The organism is Pseudonocardia sp. CA-142604 (assembly GCF_050948475.1).
GTDB lineage: Bacteria > Actinomycetota > Actinomycetes > Mycobacteriales > Pseudonocardiaceae > Pseudonocardia > Pseudonocardia alaniniphila.
On record NZ_CP192045.1, the window covers coordinates 4,028,814 to 4,046,051 of the forward strand.

A 17,238-nucleotide genomic window follows, 5' to 3' on the forward strand; every position below is an offset into this window, starting at 1 on the left:
TGCCGTCAGTGCTTCCGTCCACAAGAGTCCGATCAGCGTCTGCGGAACACGGGATCGCGCTTCTCGGCGAAGGCGCGCCTGCCTTCGGCGGCGTCCTCGGTGGCGAAGCAGATCGTCTGCAGGTCGCGCTCGTACTCCAGCGCCTTGTCCTCCGACATGCTGTATGCGGCCCGGAGGTTGATCTTCGCGGTCTCCGCGGCGATCGGTGCTCGCGAGGCGATGGTCGCTGCGATCTCCCAGGCCCGCGAGATCAGGCCGGACGGTTCTGTCACCTCGCTGACCAGATGCCAGCCCAGGGCCCGGTCGGCGTCGATCCGGTCGCCGGTCATGGTCATGTAGGCCGTGTTGCTCGGACCGATGGCGTGGGTGAGGAAACTCGTCATGCCGCCGCCGCCGATCCAGCCGAGCTTGACCTCGGGAGCGCCGAACGAGGCGGTGCTGGACGCGATACGGATGTCGCAGGACAGGGCCGTCTCGAGGCCTCCACCGAGTGCGTACCCGTTGACCGCCGCGATCGTCGGGGTCCGCGCGGCGCGGATCGCGTCGCAGTAGTCGGTGCGGTTGCGGAAGTCCCACGGCGTGGCGTACCGGTCGAGCTCGGCGATGTCCGAGCCGGCGCTGAAGGCGCGGTCGCCCGCCCCGGTGACCACGATCGCCCGCACCGAGTCCGAGCGGTCGCACCACCCGATGGCGTGGACGATCGCCGCGGACATCCGCGTGGTCACGGCGTTGAGCTTCGCGGGCCGGTTGAGCGTGAGCGTTGCGACGCAGTCGATGACGTCGAGCAGAACCTCCTCCGTGCCGAGATCGACGAAGGGTGTCGTGGTTGTCATGAGATCTTCTCCCGTTCCGAGTGGCTGGCACGGTAGATGTGCTGGAGCCGGTCGAGCCCACGGCGGTGGTCGAGGTCGCCGGCGAGGGTGGCTCGGACGACGGCAGAGGCGTCCGACTGGAACTCGATGTAGCCGTCGTGGCGCGGACGCACCCAGGCCGTCTCACAGGTGCGTGCTGTCCGGCGGTAGAAATCGCCCGCCGCAGCGTTGACGCCGTCGTCGGACCAGGCCGCCCGCGCGCTGGGCTGGCCGGAATGGGACGGGATGAACCGGGTCTGCGCCTCGGCGCTCATCAGCCAGCGCACGTGGTCGAGCAGCGCCGGGCTGGGCGTGCAGCGGGCGCTGATTGCGATCCCGGTGCCGCCGAGCGTCGAGCCGGGGCGTCCGCGAGGTGTGACGGCCGGGGCGTCGCCGAACGCCAGGCGTCCGGCGTAGGTGACGTAGCCGTATACGAGCGGGCAGAGCGCGAGCCGATCGGTGGCCGACATCAGCTCCAGGAGCCTGATGGGGTTGAGCCCACGGGTCTCAGCGGGCGAGTGCGCGTCGATCGACTCCATGAGGTGGAGCACGGCGAGACCGGTGCCGGTCGAGAGCAACTGGTCGGGGGAGGAGGCGGGCTCCTCGCCGAGCGCGACGGCGATCGAGGCGAACGACAGGAACGCGTGCGGCCCGGCCAGGGAGAGCGCGACCGGCGCGCTGCGGGCGATCCACTCCACCTCGTCCCAGGTCGTGGGAGGCTCGCCCACGAGGTCGGCGCGTGCGGCGCTGACCTGTGTGGCCGCGTCGAGAGGGAGCGCCCACTGGCGTCCCTCGAAAGCGTACGAGCGCATCGTGGGGCCGATGCTCGCCGCGCTCCACGCCGCGAGCTCGTCGGCGGTGAACAGCTCGTCGAGCGGGATGAGACAGCCCGCCGCGACCGCCTCCCCGAGGTGCGGGTGGTCGAGGACGACCAGGTCGTAACGGGCGCACAGGTCGTCGATCGGGTGCGACTCGAACCCTTCGAGCGGTTGGGTGTCCCAGACGATCAGGTCCCCGGCCGCCGCGGCGAGCGCGTCATGGCCCCGGGGATGGTCCCAGGTCAGGCCCCGGAAAGCAGCACGCAAGGCGGTCATGCGCTCTCCACGACGACGCCGGACTCCAGCAGCCCCTCGATCACGGGTACGTCGAGCCCGAGCTCACCGAGCACCTCACGCGTGTGCTGGCCCGCGAGCGGGGCGCCGCGATCGATCCGGGGTGGGGTCACCGAGAACTTGTACGGGAAGCCGGGCACCGTGACCGTGCCCTCGGTGGGGTGGTCGTAGGTGACGAACGTGCCGTTGTGGCGGATCTGCGGGTCCTCCAGCAGGTCCGCGTAGCCGTAGACGGGGCCCGCCCAGATGCCGGCCGCGGCGAAGGCGTCGAGCCAGTGCTGCGACGAGCGGGTCTCCAGGTGCCGGGCGGTGGCCGCGAAGATCTCGTCGCGGTGGGTCCACCCGTGCTCCTCGTCGATCATGTCGAGGAAGGAGTCCTCGCCGAGCAGCTCGCCGAGCGTCTTGAGCGGCGGGAACGCGAGCGCGATGTAGCCGTCCGCGGTCTTGAACGTCCCGTAGGGCGAGCGGATGTAGACGTGCGCGTGCGGTTGCTCGGAGCGGGTTTGCGGCAGGCCGCCGACGGTGTACACCGACAGTTCCTGCATCTGGAGCGTGGTGATCGCGTCGAGCATGTTGACGGTGACGAGCTGGCCTTCGCCGGTGCGCTCACGGTGCAGGAGCGCGGCGAGCACGCCCTCGAACGCCGTGGAGGCGGTGACGGCGTCGACGAGGTACTGCCCGGCCGCGCGCGGTGCCTCGCCGGCGCGGCCGCTGGATAGCATGGCGCCCGACATGCCCTGCAGGAGAAGGTCCTGGCCGGGGCGCTGCGCGTAGGGGCCGTCCTCCCCGTACCCGGAGATCGAGACGTAGACCAGGTCGGGGTTGATCGCGCGCAGGCTCTCGTAGTCGACCCCGAGCCGGGCGGCCACACCGGGCCGGTAGTTCTGCAGGAACACATCCGCTGACGCGACGAGCGTGCGCAGGATGTCGCGCCCGGCCTCGGACTTCAGATCGACCGCCAGCGAGCGTTTGTTGCGGTTCAGCGAGAGGAACGAGACGTTGATCCGGTTGCCGGTGGCGCCACCCGCGGCGGCATGGCGCTGCCACTCGCCGGAGACGGGCTCGACCTTGATGACGTCGGCGCCGAGGTCGCCCAGCCGCTGGGCCGCGAATGGGCCCGCCATCGCGATGGAGCAGTCGAGGACCCGGTAGCCGGTGAGCACTCCAGGGCGCTGATGGTCCTCGTGCTGGCCTGTCACGGTCGCTCCCTCGCCCTGGTGTTAGCGCTACCGCTAGCGCTAACATCACGCTAGGCAGCACCGGATCGAGGTGTCAACCGCAGGTGTGTCGCCCAATCAGACTCCGGGAGACCGGAGGTAACCAGGCACTGTGACGAGGACGTCCGGCGCGGGCCGGGGATGGGGTCGCCGATGCGCGCACGAGTAGAGGGACCAACCGGGACGAAGCCGTCACGAGTCGCCGCCCGTGTCAGCGGTGCCCGGTGACGGCGGCGCTTGTCACCGGCGCGGCCGGTGCGCTCGGCCGGGCCACGGCCGTGCGCCTGGCCGCCGACGGCCTCGATGTCGCGTTGCTCGACGTGGACGAGGCAGGCCTGGAGCGCACGGCCGACGAGGTCGGGAAGACCGGCGCGCGCGTCCTGCCGCTGCCCGTGGACCTCCGCGACGCCGCCGCGGTCGAGCACGCGGTGGAACGCACGTCCGCCGAGTTGGGCGGGCCGCGAGTGCTGGTCAACAACGCCGCGATCTACCCGAGCAGGCCGTTCCTCGAAGTGCCGCTCGCCGAGTACGAGCAGGTCGTCACCGTCAACCAGCGCGCCTACTGGGTGGCAGCGCAGGCCGCGGCCCGGCGCATGGTCGCGGCAGGGGAGGGGGCGATCGTGAACATCGCCTCGATCACGATGCACGGCGGCTGGGCGGACCTCGCGGCCTACGTCTCCACGAAGGGCGCCGCTGCCGCGTTCACCCGCGCGCTCGCCCGCGAACTGGGCGAGCACGGGATCCGGGTCAACTGCGTCTCACCCGGCGCGTTCCCCACCGCCGCCGAGGAGATCCACGAGAACCCGGAGGAGTACCAGCAGTTCGTGCTGGACCGGCAGGCGCTCAAGCGCCGTGGCCGCCCCGAGGAGCTTGCGGCCGTCGTGGCGTTTCTCGCCGGGCCGGACTCCTCCTTCGTCACAGGGCAGTGCATCGAGGTCAACGGAGGGTGGGTGATGGCATGAGGCTGAACGGTCGCGACTACGACCGCACCGGGCTGGCCCGGCTGGCGGGGGACACCGGCGCGGCGGGTGGGGTGCGCGCGGTCGTCCTCGACGACGGGGCCGAGCGCGGGATCCGCGCGCTGGAGTTCCGCACCGGCGCAGGGCTGTCCTTCGACGTGCTGGTCGACCGCGCGATGGACCTCGGCACCGCGGAGTTCCGCGGCAACGGGTTCGGCTGGCGCTCCGCCACCGGATTCCGCCACCCGGGGCTGCACGAGTACCGCGACGACGACGGCCTGTCGATGATGCGCAGCTTCTCGGGGCTGCTGCTCACGGCCGGGCTCGACCACACCCTCTTCTCCGCCGAGGTGGACGCCTCGCAGTACCGCTACCCGCCCCGCGCGACGGTGTGGAACGGGCTGCACGGCCGCGTCGGCAACATCCCCGCTCGCCTGCACGGCTACGGCGAGCGCTGGACCGACGATGGCGAGTGCGTGCTGTGGGCCGAGGGCGAGGTGCGCCAGGCGGCGATCTTCGGCGAGCACCTGCGACTGACGCGCCGGATCGAGGCCGACGTCGGCGGCACCGAGATCCGGCTGATCGACACGGTGCGCAACGCCGGGTTCGACGCCACGCCGCACATGTACCTCTACCACGTCAACATCGGCTGGCCGTTCCTCGACGAGGGCGCCCGCTGCGAGTTCCCACTCGAGCGCACGACGTGGCAGAGCGACAGCGTCGCCGAGCAGGGCGTGTCCAACATCGAGATGCCCGCCCCGCAGAAGGGCTTCATCGAGCAGGTCTACGAGCACGAGCTCAAGCCCGACGCGGCAGGCAAGGTGCGCCCGCGGCTGGTGAACGAGCGGCTCGGGGCCTTCTTCGAGCTGGAGTTCGACACCGCGCAGTTCCCGGCGTTCTTCCAGTGGCTGCACCTTCGCGAGGGCGCCTACGCGATCGGGTTCGAACCGTCCACCCATCACGTCCAGGGCGAGGCGGCCGCGCGCGAGAACGGCTCGATGACGTTCCTCGATCCGGGCGAGGAGCGGCGCTACGAGACGGCCTTCCGGGTGGGGGAGCTGTGAGCGCAACCGACTTCAGCCCCGACCAGCCGGTGCGCTGCCGCGAGTTCGGCATCGGCGCCGTGGGCGCGGGCTTCATCATGGCCGACGTCCAGTTGGACGCCTACGCGCGTGCCGGCTTCCCGGTGCGGGCCATCACCTCGCGCACGAGGGCCACCGCCGAGTCCGTGGCCAAGCGCTGGGACATCCCCACCGTCTACGACACCGTCGAGGACCTGGTCGCCGACCCCACGGTGCAGATCCTCGACGTGGCGTTCCCACCGCACCTGCAGCCGGACGTGATCAGGGCTGCGCTGCGGCACGACCACATCCGCGGCGTCCTCGCGCAGAAGCCACTCGCGCTGAACCTGGCAGACGCCACAAGGCTGGTCGACGAGGTCGAGGCCGCGGGCAAGGTCATGTCGGTCAACCAGAACATGCGCTACGACCAGTCGATCCGCGTGCTCAAGCAGCTGATCGACCGCGGTGAGCTCGGCGAGATCGTCACGGCCACCGTCGACATGCGCGCCGTGCCGCACTGGCAGCCGTTCCTGCGCGACTACGACCGGCTCACGATCGCGAACATGAGCGTCCACCACCTCGACGCGCTGCGGTACCTGTTCGGCGAGCCGGAGGACGTCTACACCGCGGTCCGCAACGACCCGCGCACCACGTTCGACCACGTCGACGGCATCGTGGCCTCCACACTGCGATTCCCCGGCGGTGTGCTCGCGGTGAGCCTCGAGGACGTGTGGGGCGGGCCGGTGCAGGAAGGCGTCGAGGGCGACGTGGCGATCCGCTGGCGGGTGGAGGGCACCCGCGGGCTGGCGACCGGCACCCTCGGCTGGCCGGACTACCCCGATGGCAGCCCGTCGACGCTGCGGTACTCCAGCGAGTCGACCGACGGGTGGGTGCAGCCCACCTGGAGCACCCAGTGGTTCCCCGACGCCTTCGCCGGCGTCATGGAGCAGTTGCAGCACGCGCTCGCGACCGGCGAACCGCCCGCGCTCACCGCACGGGACAACCTGAAGACCATGGCCCTCGTCGAGGCCGCCTACCGATCGATCGACGAGCGGCGCGCGGTGTCGCCCGCCGAGTTCCTCTGAGTCCCACCGACCGTCCTCCGGACCTCCACGAAGGAGTGGCCCATGCTGCCCGTCGGCATCTTCTCCGGCATCTACCAGCACGACCTCGACGAGGCCGCGCGGCGTGCCCGTGCCCACGGCTTCGGTTGCGTGCAGTTCGACCTCGACTTCACCGACCCTCGCTTCACGGAGCAGGGGCTCACCGAGGCCGAGTGCAAGGAGATCCGCGACACCTACCGCCGCCACGACGTGCCGATCGTCTCGGTGTCCGGATACACCAACATCATTCATCCGGACCCGGCCGAGCGGCAGCTTCGGCTGAACCGGCTGCGCGCTCTCATCCGCACCGGGCGCCACCTCGGCACGCCCTACGTCATCAGCGAGACCGGCACCTACAACACCGGCAGCGACTGGGCCCCCGACCCGCGCAACCTCACCGAGGCCGGGTACGCGGAGTGCCTCGACGTGATCGGCGGCCTGGTCGAGGAGGCCGCGAAGCACGACGCGGTCTTCTGCGTGGAGACCTACGTCAACAACGTCATCGGCACGATCGACGCCACGCTGCGGCTGTTCCGCGACATCTCGAGCCCGCACCTGGGCCTGGTGATGGACCCCACCAACTACTACGAGGACCACAACATCGACGACATGGACGGCGTGCTGCGCCGCATGTTCGCCGAGCTGAGCCCGTACATCAAGATCGCGCACGCCAAGGACGTGGCCCGAGCCACCGACGCGGACGAGAAGCACGCCGACACCGGTGCGGCGGAGTACCTGTCCTTCCGCGGGGTCGGGGCGATGGAGCTGCACGGCCCCGGCCAGGGCGCGCTGAACTACCCGCTCTACCTCGAGCTGCTCGCCGCGCAGCACCCGAACATGCCCGTGATCATCGAGCACGTCACGGAGGACGAGGTGCCTGCTGCCAAGCAGTTCGTCCACGGCGCGCTCGTCGCCGCGGGCGTGTAGCCGACCGCACGCTCGGGGCAGCCGCGCCGCCGAGCACATCCTCGTGCTCGGCGGCAGGCAGGATCCCGACCTAAACTGTTCAGTCTGTGTTGCTCAGTCTGAACTTGTCAGTCTGAACTGTTGAATCTACGGTCGCGGTATGTCCGAGATCAGCAGCGATGTCGCAGCGTCGGCGGTGTGCGCGGCGCGTGACGTCCGGGTGGTTGTTGGCCGGTTGCGACGTCGGCTCCGGGAGATCTACGACAGCGGTGACCTCACTCCGTCCCAGACCTCGATCCTCAGCCGCCTCGACAAAGACGGACCGGCCACGGCCAGCGCACTGGCGGCGGCCGAGCGGGTCCGTCCGCAGTCGGTGGCGGCGGTCCTCTCGGTGCTGGACGAGCGCGGGCTGGTCGAGCGCCGGCCCGACCCCGGCGACGGCCGGCGCCAACTCGTATCGCTGAGCGCGGCCGGCCGGGAGTTCATCGACGACAGCCGGCACGCGGGCGAGGAATGGTTGGCCCGCGCCCTCCACGAGCGCTTCACCGAAGCCGAGCGCCGCGCCGTCATCGAGGCGATGGCCCTCCTGGAACGGCTCACCCACGCATGACCTGGCTGACCCGCCTGACCAGGCCCGGACGTTCCATTCCGGCGGACGACACGTTCGACCGCAAGCTGATCGCCCCGATGATCCTCGGGTCGATCCTGAATCCCGTGAACTCCTCGATGATCGCCGTGGCGCTCATCCCCATCGGTATCGATCTCGGGGCGCCACCGTCCGAGACGGCCTGGCTGGTCTCCGCGCTGTACCTCGCAACCGCCATCGGCCAGCCCGTCGTCGGGCGGCTGGTCGACATCTACGGACCTCGCCGCCTCTACCTCGCCGGCACCGCCCTGGTGGGGATCGCCGGGATTCTCGGCGCTCTCGCCGTGTCCGTGGGGGCGCTGGTCGTCGCCCGGGTGTTGCTCGGGTTCGGCACGTGCGCCGGCTACCCGGCCGCGATGTACCTCATCCGCAGCGAGGCCACCCGCACCGGGCGCGACAGCCCCAACGGCGTACTGACCCTGCTCGTGATCGCCAGCCAGACCATCGCCGTTGTCGGGCCCAGCCTGGGCGGGTTGCTGATCGGCCTCGGCGGCTGGCGGGCCACCTTCACCGTCAACGTTCCGCTGGCCCTGGCCTGTCTCGTCCTCGGAGCGCTGCGTCTGCCGCGCACCCGCGCATCGGCACGGACGACCGGGCTGGCCAGCACGGTGGACCTCGCCGGCATCGTCCTGTTCGCCGCGATGCTCGTCTCGCTGTTGCTCTTCCTGACGACCCCGCAGCTCTCGCACGCCTACCTGCTCGCGATCACCGTCGCTGCCGCCGCCGGTTTGGGATGGTGGGAGCTGCGCGCGGCGACCCCGTTCATCGACCTGCGAGTGCTCGGTGGCAACCTCCCGCTGCTCGCCACCTACGCCCGCACCCTGCTGACGGCGGTCGTGGCGTACGCCTTCCTCTACGGATACACGCAGTGGCTCGAGCAGGGGCGCGGGCTGTCGCCGACCGTGGCCGGGCTCGTCCTGATCCCGATGTTCGCCATCGGTGTGGTCGTCTCGGCGGTCACCGGGCGCCGTACCGAGGTGCGGGGAAAGCTCGTCGTCGGCGCCGTCGCCCAGGTCGTGGCCTGCGCCGGGCTCCTGCTGCTCGGCCCCGGCACAGGGATCTGGTGGCTCGTCGGTCTCGCTCTGATCCTGGGCATCCCCCAGGGGCTGAACAACCTCGCGAACCAGAACGCCATGTACCACCAGGCCGACCCCACTCGGACCGGTTCGTCGGCCGGCTTGTACCGCACCTTCTTCTATCTCGGGGCGATCAGCGCGGCCGCCGCCAACGGCGCGTTCCTGGCCGACCGCGCCGACACAGCCGGCCTGCACCACCTGGCCCTGTTCCTCGGCCCCTGTGCGGTCCTATTCCTGGCGGTGACCCTTGCCGATCGCTCCCTGCGCCGAATCGGTGGATCGAAGGACGCCGAGGCGCCCGCCGACAACGGCCCCGTGCCCGCCGGCACCTGCACGTCTCGCTCCCCAGGGTCGACTCCGCGACCCTGATCAGCGCAAATGGCCAGCAGGACGAAGAAGAACGGCGCCGGCTACTCCACCATCGTGAAGTAGCGGTCCAGTGCGTCGAGCGTCAGTGGCTGCCGGCGCAGCGGCTCGGAGACGTCGAGCGCCACTGCGTGGAGGCTGCCGATGAACAGCTCCAACAGCTGGTCGATGATCAGCTCGTTCAGCCCGGCGCCGATGGCGGGCAGCGGGCGGGAGAGCTTGATGACGCCGGAGTGCACCAGCGGCCCGGGCAGAACCTCGCCCCGGCTGGAACTGGAGATCTGCGCGGGGCCGCCGCCGCGGCCGTCCGGCTGTGCCTCAGCGGGGCGCTCAACATCAGGTAGGCAAAGCGCCGTCCCGACCCCGATGCCCGCTGGCGGGTGCTGATTCCGGAACCGTGACCGGGTCAGGTTCGTGCCAGTGCTGAGCAGCGGAACTCCGGACGGTCGCTGGGTTCTGGTCCCGGCCGGCGGGCCATTCGCCGGGGTCTCGGATGCTCCTTCTTCTCATGATCATCGGTTTGGGGTCGGGAACCGGGTCATGTGCTGCTGTGGGGCCCCAAGTGTTGATCAACGCACCGCCGACCTCGCCCGCACGCCCTGAGGCCGGCCGCCCTTGGCTGCCGGGTTATGTGCAGCGGGGCCCGAAGGTATTGACCAACGGACGGAGCCGGGAGCCGAGACGGATGTTGTCCCAAGCCATGGATCACCGGGCTACGGAGGGCGCTGGCCCCGATGATCACCGGATCGGTGCCAGAAACCGGGTCCTGTGACGTCGTCGGTCCCGAAGTAGCGATCACCAGGCATAAGCCTCGACGGATCTGGAAGTCTCGACGCCTCCGACTACATCGACGCGGGCATACCTCACCGCGATTTCTGGCGGGGGATAGGCGGTTACGGCGCGGTGCTCCCCGTGGTGCTGGTGTTCGGTCAGCTCGGCTGCTGACGTTCCAAGCTCTTAGCGTCGGCTTTCTGGTCGCGGTGGCCGTTGCGGTGACTGGGGGATTTCTCGGCTTCGCAGGCCGCGAGCCGCCGTTGCGTTGGCCGCGGGATGCTGGGTCGTCTACGGCGCGCGAATGCTCGGCCGACCGTCGCCGGCGAGGACCTCACTCGGAAGGTTCAACGGCAGTGAGGAATCGGCTCAGGGCTCTGAGGGGATCGTGGCTGGAGCCGAGGAGCGTCGGCTGATCGGCTCGGAGTGTCCCGCCAGACCGCCAATGCGCTGGAAACCAGTCGTTACGACCCCGGTCTGCCCCTCGCCTTCCGCATCGCACGGCTCTTCGAGCACCCGATCGAATCATTTTTCGACCCTGGCGACCACCCGGCGTCTCCGCTGAGGGCGGCGCTGAACGCTGGAGTGGTCGCCGCATCTACCTGGGGTTCTGCTGCCTTGCGCGGACGGTTGCTCCCGTGGCACCGGGCGGTTGCTGTTCGTTTCTTGAGTACCGCCCGACCATCGACGGTAATTCATCACGCCGATGGGGGATCCCTGGGCTCTCCGCATCCTCGCGTGGTTTGACATTTCCTGGCAGGCATGGAGAATTGCGTGACCCTTGAAGGCTTGATGGATGGAAGTGAAAGATGGCAAGCGTCACGCGTGTACGGCTCGTCGACGACCTGGATGGTGGCGAGGCCGACGAGTCGGTCTCCTTCGCCCTCGACGGCAAGAGCTTCGAGATCGATCTGAGTGCGAAACGCGCCGCGGAGCTGCGAGGAATTTTGGCTCCGTACGCCGGGGCGGCCCGTCGTGCCGGTGGCAGCACCATTCGCCGCCGCCGCGGCACGGGTGCCTCGTCGCCTCGGCGAGACGACACCGCCGCAATTCGCGAGTGGGCCACTGCTCATGGCCACCAGGTTTCGGCGCGAGGCCGTATCTCCGCCGCGGTCATCCAGGCGTATGAGAGCCGGGGCACGACAGCAGCCCTTTCGACTGCGAATGCGGCCGGAGTCGAGGCCGAAGCCAAGCCGAAGCAGCGTCGGCCGCGCAAGAAGGTTGCGAACCCGTTCGCGACCGGCAACTGATCTCAACCCCGACACGGCGAGAGTCCCGGGTCTTCGACCCCGGACTCTCGCCGTGTCATTTTCGGCCCGTCACCTGGCGACCAGCCCTCACTGCTTCCAGCACTACGTTGAGACATTCATGATCGACGGCATGCCGGAGGCGTCGAACAGGCACCGGACGCTGGTGCAGGGCGGCGCGAGGACGCAGCGTTTGATCACCGCTGCGAGAGGCCGCATGTTCACGCAGGCCACCTCCGACCGCTCAGGAGTCGGCAGGGCTGATCCCGTCCGCGACGAGCGGTCGGTGCGCACTCCCGCCAGGCGGCGATGTAGGTGCTCGCCGCCGCCCCGACGGCCGCTGCCGGTCGTGGCCGGCAACCAAGTGGTGCTGGGTGTGCTGATCTGTAGTACGTCGTTGTCGTGGGGCCGCCGACGTACCTGAAGTGGCTCATGCGGCCACCGCCCGCGCGCGCCCGCCTGCGTCCACCTCATGTCGAAGCTCATCGGGCCGCAGGACGTGCTGATCGCCGCATCAGTTCCGCCGCTGCTCCCGGAGCTCGTACCGACCGAGCCCGCAGTTCATTGCGGCAGGGGCTCGGCCTGACGATCCACGGTTCCTCGAGACTCATGGTTGACAAACCTTGTTAACGCTAACATTGTGAGCGCTAACAACGTCGAGGGGGATGCTGCCGTGGTTGGTTCGCCGGATTCGGCCAACAGCGCGCAGCCCCGTCGAGCCGTCGTGCGGCCTGCTCTCGCCGGCGACACGCCCCTGCGCGAGTTCGCCGGCTTCTCCCATGCCTACGCGAGGTTCGGGTGGTGTGCCGCCGCGCAGGGGCGGGCCGACCGGAGCCGTATCCTCGCGGCCCAGTCTGGGGACCCATGGCTCGCCCGGTATGACGGGCGGATCTCGAGCGAGTGCGGGCTCGCCAAGGCGCTACCACCGACGGTCGCGGGCGGGTTGCCGAAGAACCCGCCGCGCTTGCGGATCTGCACGGACGTCTGTGACCACGCGCTCGGCCGACGAGTCGCGCGAGCCGAACGCGACCCTGCACGCCGAGCCAGGGTGCGATGGGCCAGTGGTGTGAACCGCTGGGACCGTTCGTCCCGGATCGGCGCCGACTCCATCGGCCGGCGCGTGGGCGAGACACTGCTCAGCCACCGCACTCGCGCAGGGCCCGTGCTGAACCGCGGAGTCTCCGGATGGGATTCCATGCGGCGGCGGGGCCGATGCCCAACCTCCCGGTCGCCGATGGGAGCCTCGGCTCGGCCTCCGGTAGGCCGAGACGTTGGCCGGCCGGGGATTCCGCCGCCGCCGGCGTGCGCTCCACGATGAGGTTCGCTGAAATCATGCCCACTGCCGCCTTGCCGATGGCCCAGTGGCACAGCAGCCACCCACCAGCTGTCAATTCCGTCCCGCGGCCGCCACGTGGACGCATGTGGCTGATCAAGCGCGTCCATGAAAACACAAATGTCGATGACGCGCTGTGCGGGCTGGTGTCTGTAACGCTGCGCACAATCCTTGACCCGTAATCGCATGAGTGGCAACAATAATTGATACAGGCACGTGCGAGATGCTCCCCCACTTAACTCGTCGCACGGCACATGGAGGCAACGATGCCGAACGAGCCAGCTGATATACCGCAGTTCCTTGAGGATCCACCGCCTTTCCATCGGCTCCTCCTGTCATACGGGGAGCGGCCCTACTGGACGCGCGACGGCGCCCGGATCGCGTTCATCGAGCGGAACTACGGGGACGCCAGCGAGATCGACGCCGCCACCGGGAAGGTCCGCCCACTCACTGCGGGGCTGGGTGACCACCACTCGTTTCTGCGGGTCCTGGTGTTGTCCAACGGTGACTACCTGCTGATCGGGCCACCCGAGTTCACCGACCGTGACGTGAGCAGGCGTGTCGAGTCCGAGTTGTGGGTGCTCGGCCAGGACCTGACCCGCCCGCCCGTCCGGCTCGGCCGCCGAATTTTCGAGGGCTGCGGCGTGTCCACGCTGGTACCGCGCATCACGTACGCCGTGAGTGGGCGCAACGATCCGTCCATCGGTGCGCCGGACGTCTACGAATGTCACGTCACCGACATCGTCTACGGGCCGGACGGTCCCGCCCTCGGTAATGACCGCGTGTTCTACCGGACCAAAGGCGGCCTCGCCCCCGAACCGCAGGACTTCCGGCACGGCGATACCGAAGTGCTGTTCGCCGAGTATCACCACGACGCCGTTCGAGGTGTCACTCCGGAGTCCATGTGTGTAGTGAAGGGCTACCATCTCGAGACAGGAACATTTACGACGTACATCGACGAGGCGTACATCCACAATGAGCCGGAGGGGATATTCCCCGACCATGAATATATTTGCCTCGAGTCCGGCTGCGACTCCGGTGGCTATCCCCCGCGCAATCTGTGGAAACTACGCCTCGACGGCTCGCAACGGCGGGTCCGGATGACCGACGTCCCTACCGACACCCGGTGGCGCGCGACGAACTCCAATGTCAGCCCGGATGGGCGATGGCTGGCCTTCATGGTCGGGCTGAAGGACGACGAGGCCGGCTACGGGCGCGGGCTCGGTCTGCTGGACCTCGAGGCCTGGGAGCGCTCAGGCAAGCTGGAGTGGGAGACGCCGACCAGTCGCGTCGTCGACGGGTTGCCCGACATTCCCTACCCGGAGCCCACCGCCGCTCTCGCCACGGCGTCCTCGGCCGGCCGGGGCTGACCGGATGGCCGCAGGGATCGACATCGTCCAACTGACCGGGAGCCGACGTACCGCCGCCGGCCCGGCCGGGCCCGTGTCCGCTCGCCCGCGTCGCCCCCGGGGCGATCGGGTGGCCTACCTCTTCCTGGCGCCGTGGTTCGTCGGGCTCGCGCTCCTGACCGCGGGTCCGCTGATCGGCTCGTTGTACCTCTCCTTCACGGATTTCAACCTGCTCCAGCCGCCGACCTGGACCGGCGTCGCCAACTACGTGAAGATGTTCACCGACGACCCGCGCTATCTGCAGTCGCTGAAGGTCACCTTCATCTACGTGCTGCTGACGGTGCCGCTGCAACTCGGCTTCGCGCTCGCCGTCGCGATGCTGCTGAACCGGCAACTGCGGGGGATGGCCTGGTACCGGTCGATCTACTACGTCCCGTCACTGCTCGGCGGCAGCGTGGCGATCGCGGTGATCTGGTCCCAGATTTTCGACAACGACGGAGTTCTCAACGGATTCCTGGCGTTCTTCGGCATCGTCGGCAAGAGCTGGATCTCCAACCCTGAGACGGCTCTCTACACGCTGGTGCTGCTGAACGTCTGGCAGTTCGGCTCGCCGATGGTCATCTTCCTCGCCGGGCTCAAGCAGGTGCCCCAGGAGTTGTACGACGCGGCCTCGGTGGACGGCGCCGGCGCATGGCGGCGGTTCCGCTCGATCACGGTCCCGATGCTCACGCCGATCATCTTCTTCAACGTGGTGCTGCAGATCATCCAGGCCTTCCAGGCGTTCACCCCGGCCTACGTGGTCAGTGGCGGAACGGGTGGGCCGTCGGACTCCACGTTGTTCTACACGCTCTACCTGTACCAGCAGGGCTTCGCGAACCTGAACATGGGCTACGCCTCGGCGATGGCCTGGGTGCTGCTGCTGATCATCGCGGCTTTCACTCTGATCAACTTCGTCTTCGCCCGTCGCTGGGTCTACTACGAGGATCGGTGAGGACGGCCATGACGATTACCGGCACCGCAGCCGAAACCCGCGCGCCGGCGCGTCGCTTCCGGGCACGCCGCTGGCACATCCACCTTGTGCTGCTCGCAGGCGTGGTGGTGATGGTCTATCCGCTGCTCTGGATGATCGGCGGGTCCTTCAAGGACGAGACGGACATCTTCTCGCAACTGAACCCGCTGCCCACGTCGCTGGATCCGCGCAACTACATCTCGGGCTGGACAGCCACCGACCCGTCGTTCACGCAGTTCTACGTGAACTCGCTGCTGATTGCGGCGCTCGCGGTGGTGGGGAACGTGGTGGCCTGCAGTCTCACCGCCTACGCATTCGCCCGGCTGGAGTTCAGGTTCAAGAAGTTCTGGTTCGCGGTCATGCTCGGGTCGGTGATGCTGCCCGCCCACGCACTGCTGATCCCGCAGTACGTGACCTTCTTCAACCTGGGCTGGGTGAACACCTACCTCCCGCTGGTGGTGCCGAAGTTCCTCGCCACCGACGCCTTCTTCATCTTCCTCATGGTCCAGTTCATTCGGACGATCCCGAGAACATTGGACGAAGCCGCGATGATCGACGGGTGCGGGAAGATCCGGATCTTCAGCCGGATCATTCTGCCCCTGCTCGGGCCGGTGATGATCACCACCGTGATCTTCACGTTCATCTGGACCTACAACGATTTCTTCTCGCAGTTGATCTACCTGTCGTACCCGTCCAGCGAGACGGTTCCCGTGGCACTGCGGCGATTCGTCGACGCCACCGGCGACTCGTCGTACGGCCAGTTGCTCGCGATGTCGGTGCTCTCGCTCGTGCCGACGTTCATCGTCTTCCTGATCGCGCAGAAGCGGATCGTCGAAGGCATCGCCACGACGGGGCTGAAGGGCTAAGGCCACCCTGCGCGACGAATTCGGCGCGCATCATCACGAGGAGAACCACGACATGAGCTCCACGATCGGCCGGCGGCGGTTCCTACAGGCCGGCGCCCTGTTCGGCGTCGCCGTCCCGCTGCTCGCCGCCTGCGGGATGGGCCCCGGGGCGTCGGACTCCGTCCGCTTCAGTAGCTACGGCGACCCGACGAAGCTCGGGCTGCGCGGCAAGTTGGCTGACCTGTACACCGCGGGTCACCCCGGCACGAAGATGTCCTTCGAAGGCTCGGCAACCTCAGAGTATTGGGACAAGCTGGCCACGCAGATGGCGGGCGGAAACGCGCCTGACGTCATCAACATCGACATCGCGCGAATCGGCCAGTACAGCGCCGCAGGTGCGCTGGCTCCGCTTGACCAGTTCGTGCCACGCGTGATCGAGACGAAGTACTTCGACGAGAACCTGCTGAGTCAGGGAAAGGTCGACGGCAAGCAGTTCGGTGTTCCCGTGGCCATGAGCTCCTACGGCTTCGGTTACGACCGCACAGTGCTGGAGAGCCTCGGCATCGCACTTCCGGACGGCACCTGGACCTGGGACGAGTATGCGGCGTTGTGCAACGAGATCCGCCAGAAGTCGGGCAACACCATCTACGGCTCGGAGGACCCGAGCGGCGACCCGGCGACGCTCCAGATGTTCGTGCGGTCGAAGGGCGAGGAGCTCTACCGCGGCCAGGACGACTTCGGCTTCAGTGAGGACACGCTGGTGGAGTGGTTCGAGTACTGGGCCGCGCTGCGCTCGTCAGGCGGCACCCTCCCCGCGGAGATCGCCGCGCAGGCGACATATGGCGACTGGCCGACGCTGCCGATGGTGAAGAAGATCGCCCCGCTGGGGCACATCTACACCGCCAACCTCAAGGGTGGCTTCCAGGACCTCACCGACCACACCATCGAGATCACGCTGCCGCCGAAGTACACGAAGGACGGCCAGTCGCCGCAGTTCCCGACGCCGAGCAGCTATCTGTCCCTCAACGCTCGCAGCGGCCGTCAGGAGGAGGCGGCCGCGTTCATCAACTGGTTCACCAACGGTGAGGAGGCGGCGCGCGCCCTGCGGCTGATCAGCGGCCCGCCAGCGTCGTCGGCAGGGCGTGACGTGCTGCTCTCCTCGGGCGACCTCGATCCGAGCGAGAAGCAGATGATGGCCTACACAGACCTGGCACTGAAGCACGCGTTCACGCCGCCGCCTGCGTCGCCGCCGTCCTCGACGGAGGTCCAGGACCTCCTGTTGAAGGTCAGCCAGGACATCGCCTTCGGTACCACTCCGATCAGGGACGGTGCCACGCAGTTTCTGTCCGACGCCCGCAAGGCGCTCACCGCGTAGACCGCACGGCGC

At 68.6% G+C, this 17,238-nt stretch carries 15 protein-coding genes and 1 pseudogene; 12 read left to right on the top strand and 4 right to left on the bottom strand.

What is annotated here, in order from left to right; genetic code table 11:
• Positions 1-32 precede the first annotated feature (32 nt).
• The 3 genes from ACQPZQ_RS18350 to ACQPZQ_RS18360 are packed head-to-tail and all read right to left on the bottom strand — an operon-like array spanning position 33 to position 3,162.
• A complete protein-coding gene (locus ACQPZQ_RS18350; protein WP_433297331.1) occupies positions 33-833 on the bottom strand; it encodes an enoyl-CoA hydratase/isomerase family protein in 801 nt (266 codons plus the stop codon).
• Positions 830-1,945, bottom strand: coding sequence for a hypothetical protein (locus tag ACQPZQ_RS18355; RefSeq protein ID WP_433297334.1), 1,116 nt, complete (start codon positions 1,943-1,945; stop codon positions 830-832). Before ACQPZQ_RS18355 ends, ACQPZQ_RS18350 begins: the two co-directional genes overlap by 4 nt.
• The gene (locus ACQPZQ_RS18360; RefSeq protein WP_433297336.1) at positions 1,942-3,162 is read right to left on the bottom strand and encodes a CaiB/BaiF CoA transferase family protein; all 1,221 of its coding nucleotides are present in this window, start codon (positions 3,160-3,162) and stop codon (positions 1,942-1,944) included. The genes ACQPZQ_RS18355 and ACQPZQ_RS18360 overlap by 4 nt, the downstream gene beginning before the upstream one ends.
• Positions 3,163-3,404: 242 nt before the next feature.
• Between ACQPZQ_RS18360 and ACQPZQ_RS18365 the strand changes: the two genes are divergently transcribed.
• The 6 genes from ACQPZQ_RS18365 (at position 3,405) to ACQPZQ_RS18390 (ending at position 9,300) form a co-directional block, all read left to right on the top strand.
• On the top strand, positions 3,405-4,142 hold the full coding sequence (locus ACQPZQ_RS18365; protein ID WP_433297338.1) for an SDR family NAD(P)-dependent oxidoreductase: 738 nt from the start codon (positions 3,405-3,407) through the stop codon (positions 4,140-4,142).
• On the top strand, positions 4,139-5,203 hold the full coding sequence (locus ACQPZQ_RS18370; protein ID WP_433297340.1) for an aldose 1-epimerase family protein: 1,065 nt from the start codon (positions 4,139-4,141) through the stop codon (positions 5,201-5,203). The genes ACQPZQ_RS18365 and ACQPZQ_RS18370 overlap by 4 nt, the downstream gene beginning before the upstream one ends.
• Entirely contained in the window at positions 5,200-6,285 is a 1,086-nt protein-coding gene (locus ACQPZQ_RS18375) for a Gfo/Idh/MocA family protein (protein ID WP_433297342.1), read from the top strand. The genes ACQPZQ_RS18370 and ACQPZQ_RS18375 overlap by 4 nt, the downstream gene beginning before the upstream one ends.
• A 42-nt stretch (positions 6,286-6,327) precedes the next feature.
• Positions 6,328-7,230 carry a sugar phosphate isomerase/epimerase family protein gene (locus tag ACQPZQ_RS18380; RefSeq protein ID WP_433297344.1) on the top strand — a complete coding sequence of 301 codons (903 nt, stop codon included), beginning with the start codon at positions 6,328-6,330 and terminating at the stop codon, positions 7,228-7,230.
• Between the two features lie 139 nt (positions 7,231-7,369).
• Positions 7,370-7,819 (top strand): MarR family winged helix-turn-helix transcriptional regulator, encoded by a 450-nt coding sequence (locus ACQPZQ_RS18385; protein WP_433297346.1) that lies wholly within the window; start codon positions 7,370-7,372, stop codon positions 7,817-7,819.
• Positions 7,816-9,300: an MFS transporter gene (locus ACQPZQ_RS18390; protein WP_433297348.1), complete on the top strand. Its 1,485-nt coding sequence runs from the start codon at positions 7,816-7,818 to the stop codon at positions 9,298-9,300. Before ACQPZQ_RS18385 ends, ACQPZQ_RS18390 begins: the two co-directional genes overlap by 4 nt.
• A gap of 41 nt (positions 9,301-9,341) precedes the next feature.
• Here ACQPZQ_RS18390 and ACQPZQ_RS18395 read toward each other — a convergent pair whose 3' ends face one another.
• Entirely contained in the window at positions 9,342-9,536 is a 195-nt protein-coding gene (locus tag ACQPZQ_RS18395) for a hypothetical protein (RefSeq protein ID WP_433297350.1), read from the bottom strand.
• 931 nt (positions 9,537-10,467) lie between these two features.
• Here ACQPZQ_RS18395 and ACQPZQ_RS18400 point away from each other — a divergent pair.
• From ACQPZQ_RS18400 to ACQPZQ_RS18425, 6 genes and pseudogenes are all read left to right on the top strand, one after another.
• Positions 10,468-10,815 (top strand): annotated as a pseudogene (locus ACQPZQ_RS18400) (helix-turn-helix transcriptional regulator); the annotation flags it as partial.
• Positions 10,816-10,877: 62 nt separating this feature from the next.
• Positions 10,878-11,318: a histone-like nucleoid-structuring protein Lsr2 gene (locus ACQPZQ_RS18405; RefSeq protein WP_433297353.1), complete on the top strand. Its 441-nt coding sequence runs from the start codon at positions 10,878-10,880 to the stop codon at positions 11,316-11,318.
• A 1,596-nt stretch (positions 11,319-12,914) separates the two neighbouring features.
• Positions 12,915-14,018 (top strand): hypothetical protein, encoded by a 1,104-nt coding sequence (locus tag ACQPZQ_RS18410; protein ID WP_433297356.1) that lies wholly within the window; start codon positions 12,915-12,917, stop codon positions 14,016-14,018.
• 4 nt (positions 14,019-14,022) lie between these two features.
• Positions 14,023-14,988 (top strand): carbohydrate ABC transporter permease, encoded by a 966-nt coding sequence (locus ACQPZQ_RS18415; RefSeq protein WP_433297358.1) that lies wholly within the window; start codon positions 14,023-14,025, stop codon positions 14,986-14,988.
• A gap of 8 nt (positions 14,989-14,996) precedes the next feature.
• On the top strand, positions 14,997-15,872 hold the full coding sequence (locus ACQPZQ_RS18420; protein ID WP_433297360.1) for a carbohydrate ABC transporter permease: 876 nt from the start codon (positions 14,997-14,999) through the stop codon (positions 15,870-15,872).
• Between the two features lie 52 nt (positions 15,873-15,924).
• Positions 15,925-17,226 carry an ABC transporter substrate-binding protein gene (locus tag ACQPZQ_RS18425; protein ID WP_433297363.1) on the top strand — a complete coding sequence of 434 codons (1,302 nt, stop codon included), beginning with the start codon at positions 15,925-15,927 and terminating at the stop codon, positions 17,224-17,226.
• The last annotated feature ends 12 nt before the right edge of the window (positions 17,227-17,238 follow it).

Excerpts from the sequence above, each read along its gene's own strand:
- ACQPZQ_RS18350 (WP_433297331.1), bottom strand. The coding sequence starts at position 833 with ATGACAACCACGACACCCTTCGTCGATCTCGGCACGGAGGAGGTTCTG.
- ACQPZQ_RS18355 (WP_433297334.1), bottom strand. The coding sequence starts at position 1,945 with ATGACCGCCTTGCGTGCTGCTTTCCGGGGCCTGACCTGGGACCATCCC.
- ACQPZQ_RS18370 (WP_433297340.1), top strand. The coding sequence starts at position 4,139 with ATGAGGCTGAACGGTCGCGACTACGACCGCACCGGGCTGGCCCGGCTG.
- ACQPZQ_RS18380 (WP_433297344.1), top strand. The coding sequence starts at position 6,328 with ATGCTGCCCGTCGGCATCTTCTCCGGCATCTACCAGCACGACCTCGAC.
- ACQPZQ_RS18385 (WP_433297346.1), top strand. The coding sequence starts at position 7,370 with ATGTCCGAGATCAGCAGCGATGTCGCAGCGTCGGCGGTGTGCGCGGCG.
- ACQPZQ_RS18390 (WP_433297348.1), top strand. The coding sequence starts at position 7,816 with ATGACCTGGCTGACCCGCCTGACCAGGCCCGGACGTTCCATTCCGGCG.
- ACQPZQ_RS18405 (WP_433297353.1), top strand. The coding sequence starts at position 10,878 with ATGGCAAGCGTCACGCGTGTACGGCTCGTCGACGACCTGGATGGTGGC.
- ACQPZQ_RS18410 (WP_433297356.1), top strand. The coding sequence starts at position 12,915 with ATGCCGAACGAGCCAGCTGATATACCGCAGTTCCTTGAGGATCCACCG.
- ACQPZQ_RS18415 (WP_433297358.1), top strand. The coding sequence starts at position 14,023 with ATGGCCGCAGGGATCGACATCGTCCAACTGACCGGGAGCCGACGTACC.
- ACQPZQ_RS18420 (WP_433297360.1), top strand. The coding sequence starts at position 14,997 with ATGACGATTACCGGCACCGCAGCCGAAACCCGCGCGCCGGCGCGTCGC.
- ACQPZQ_RS18425 (WP_433297363.1), top strand. The coding sequence starts at position 15,925 with ATGAGCTCCACGATCGGCCGGCGGCGGTTCCTACAGGCCGGCGCCCTG.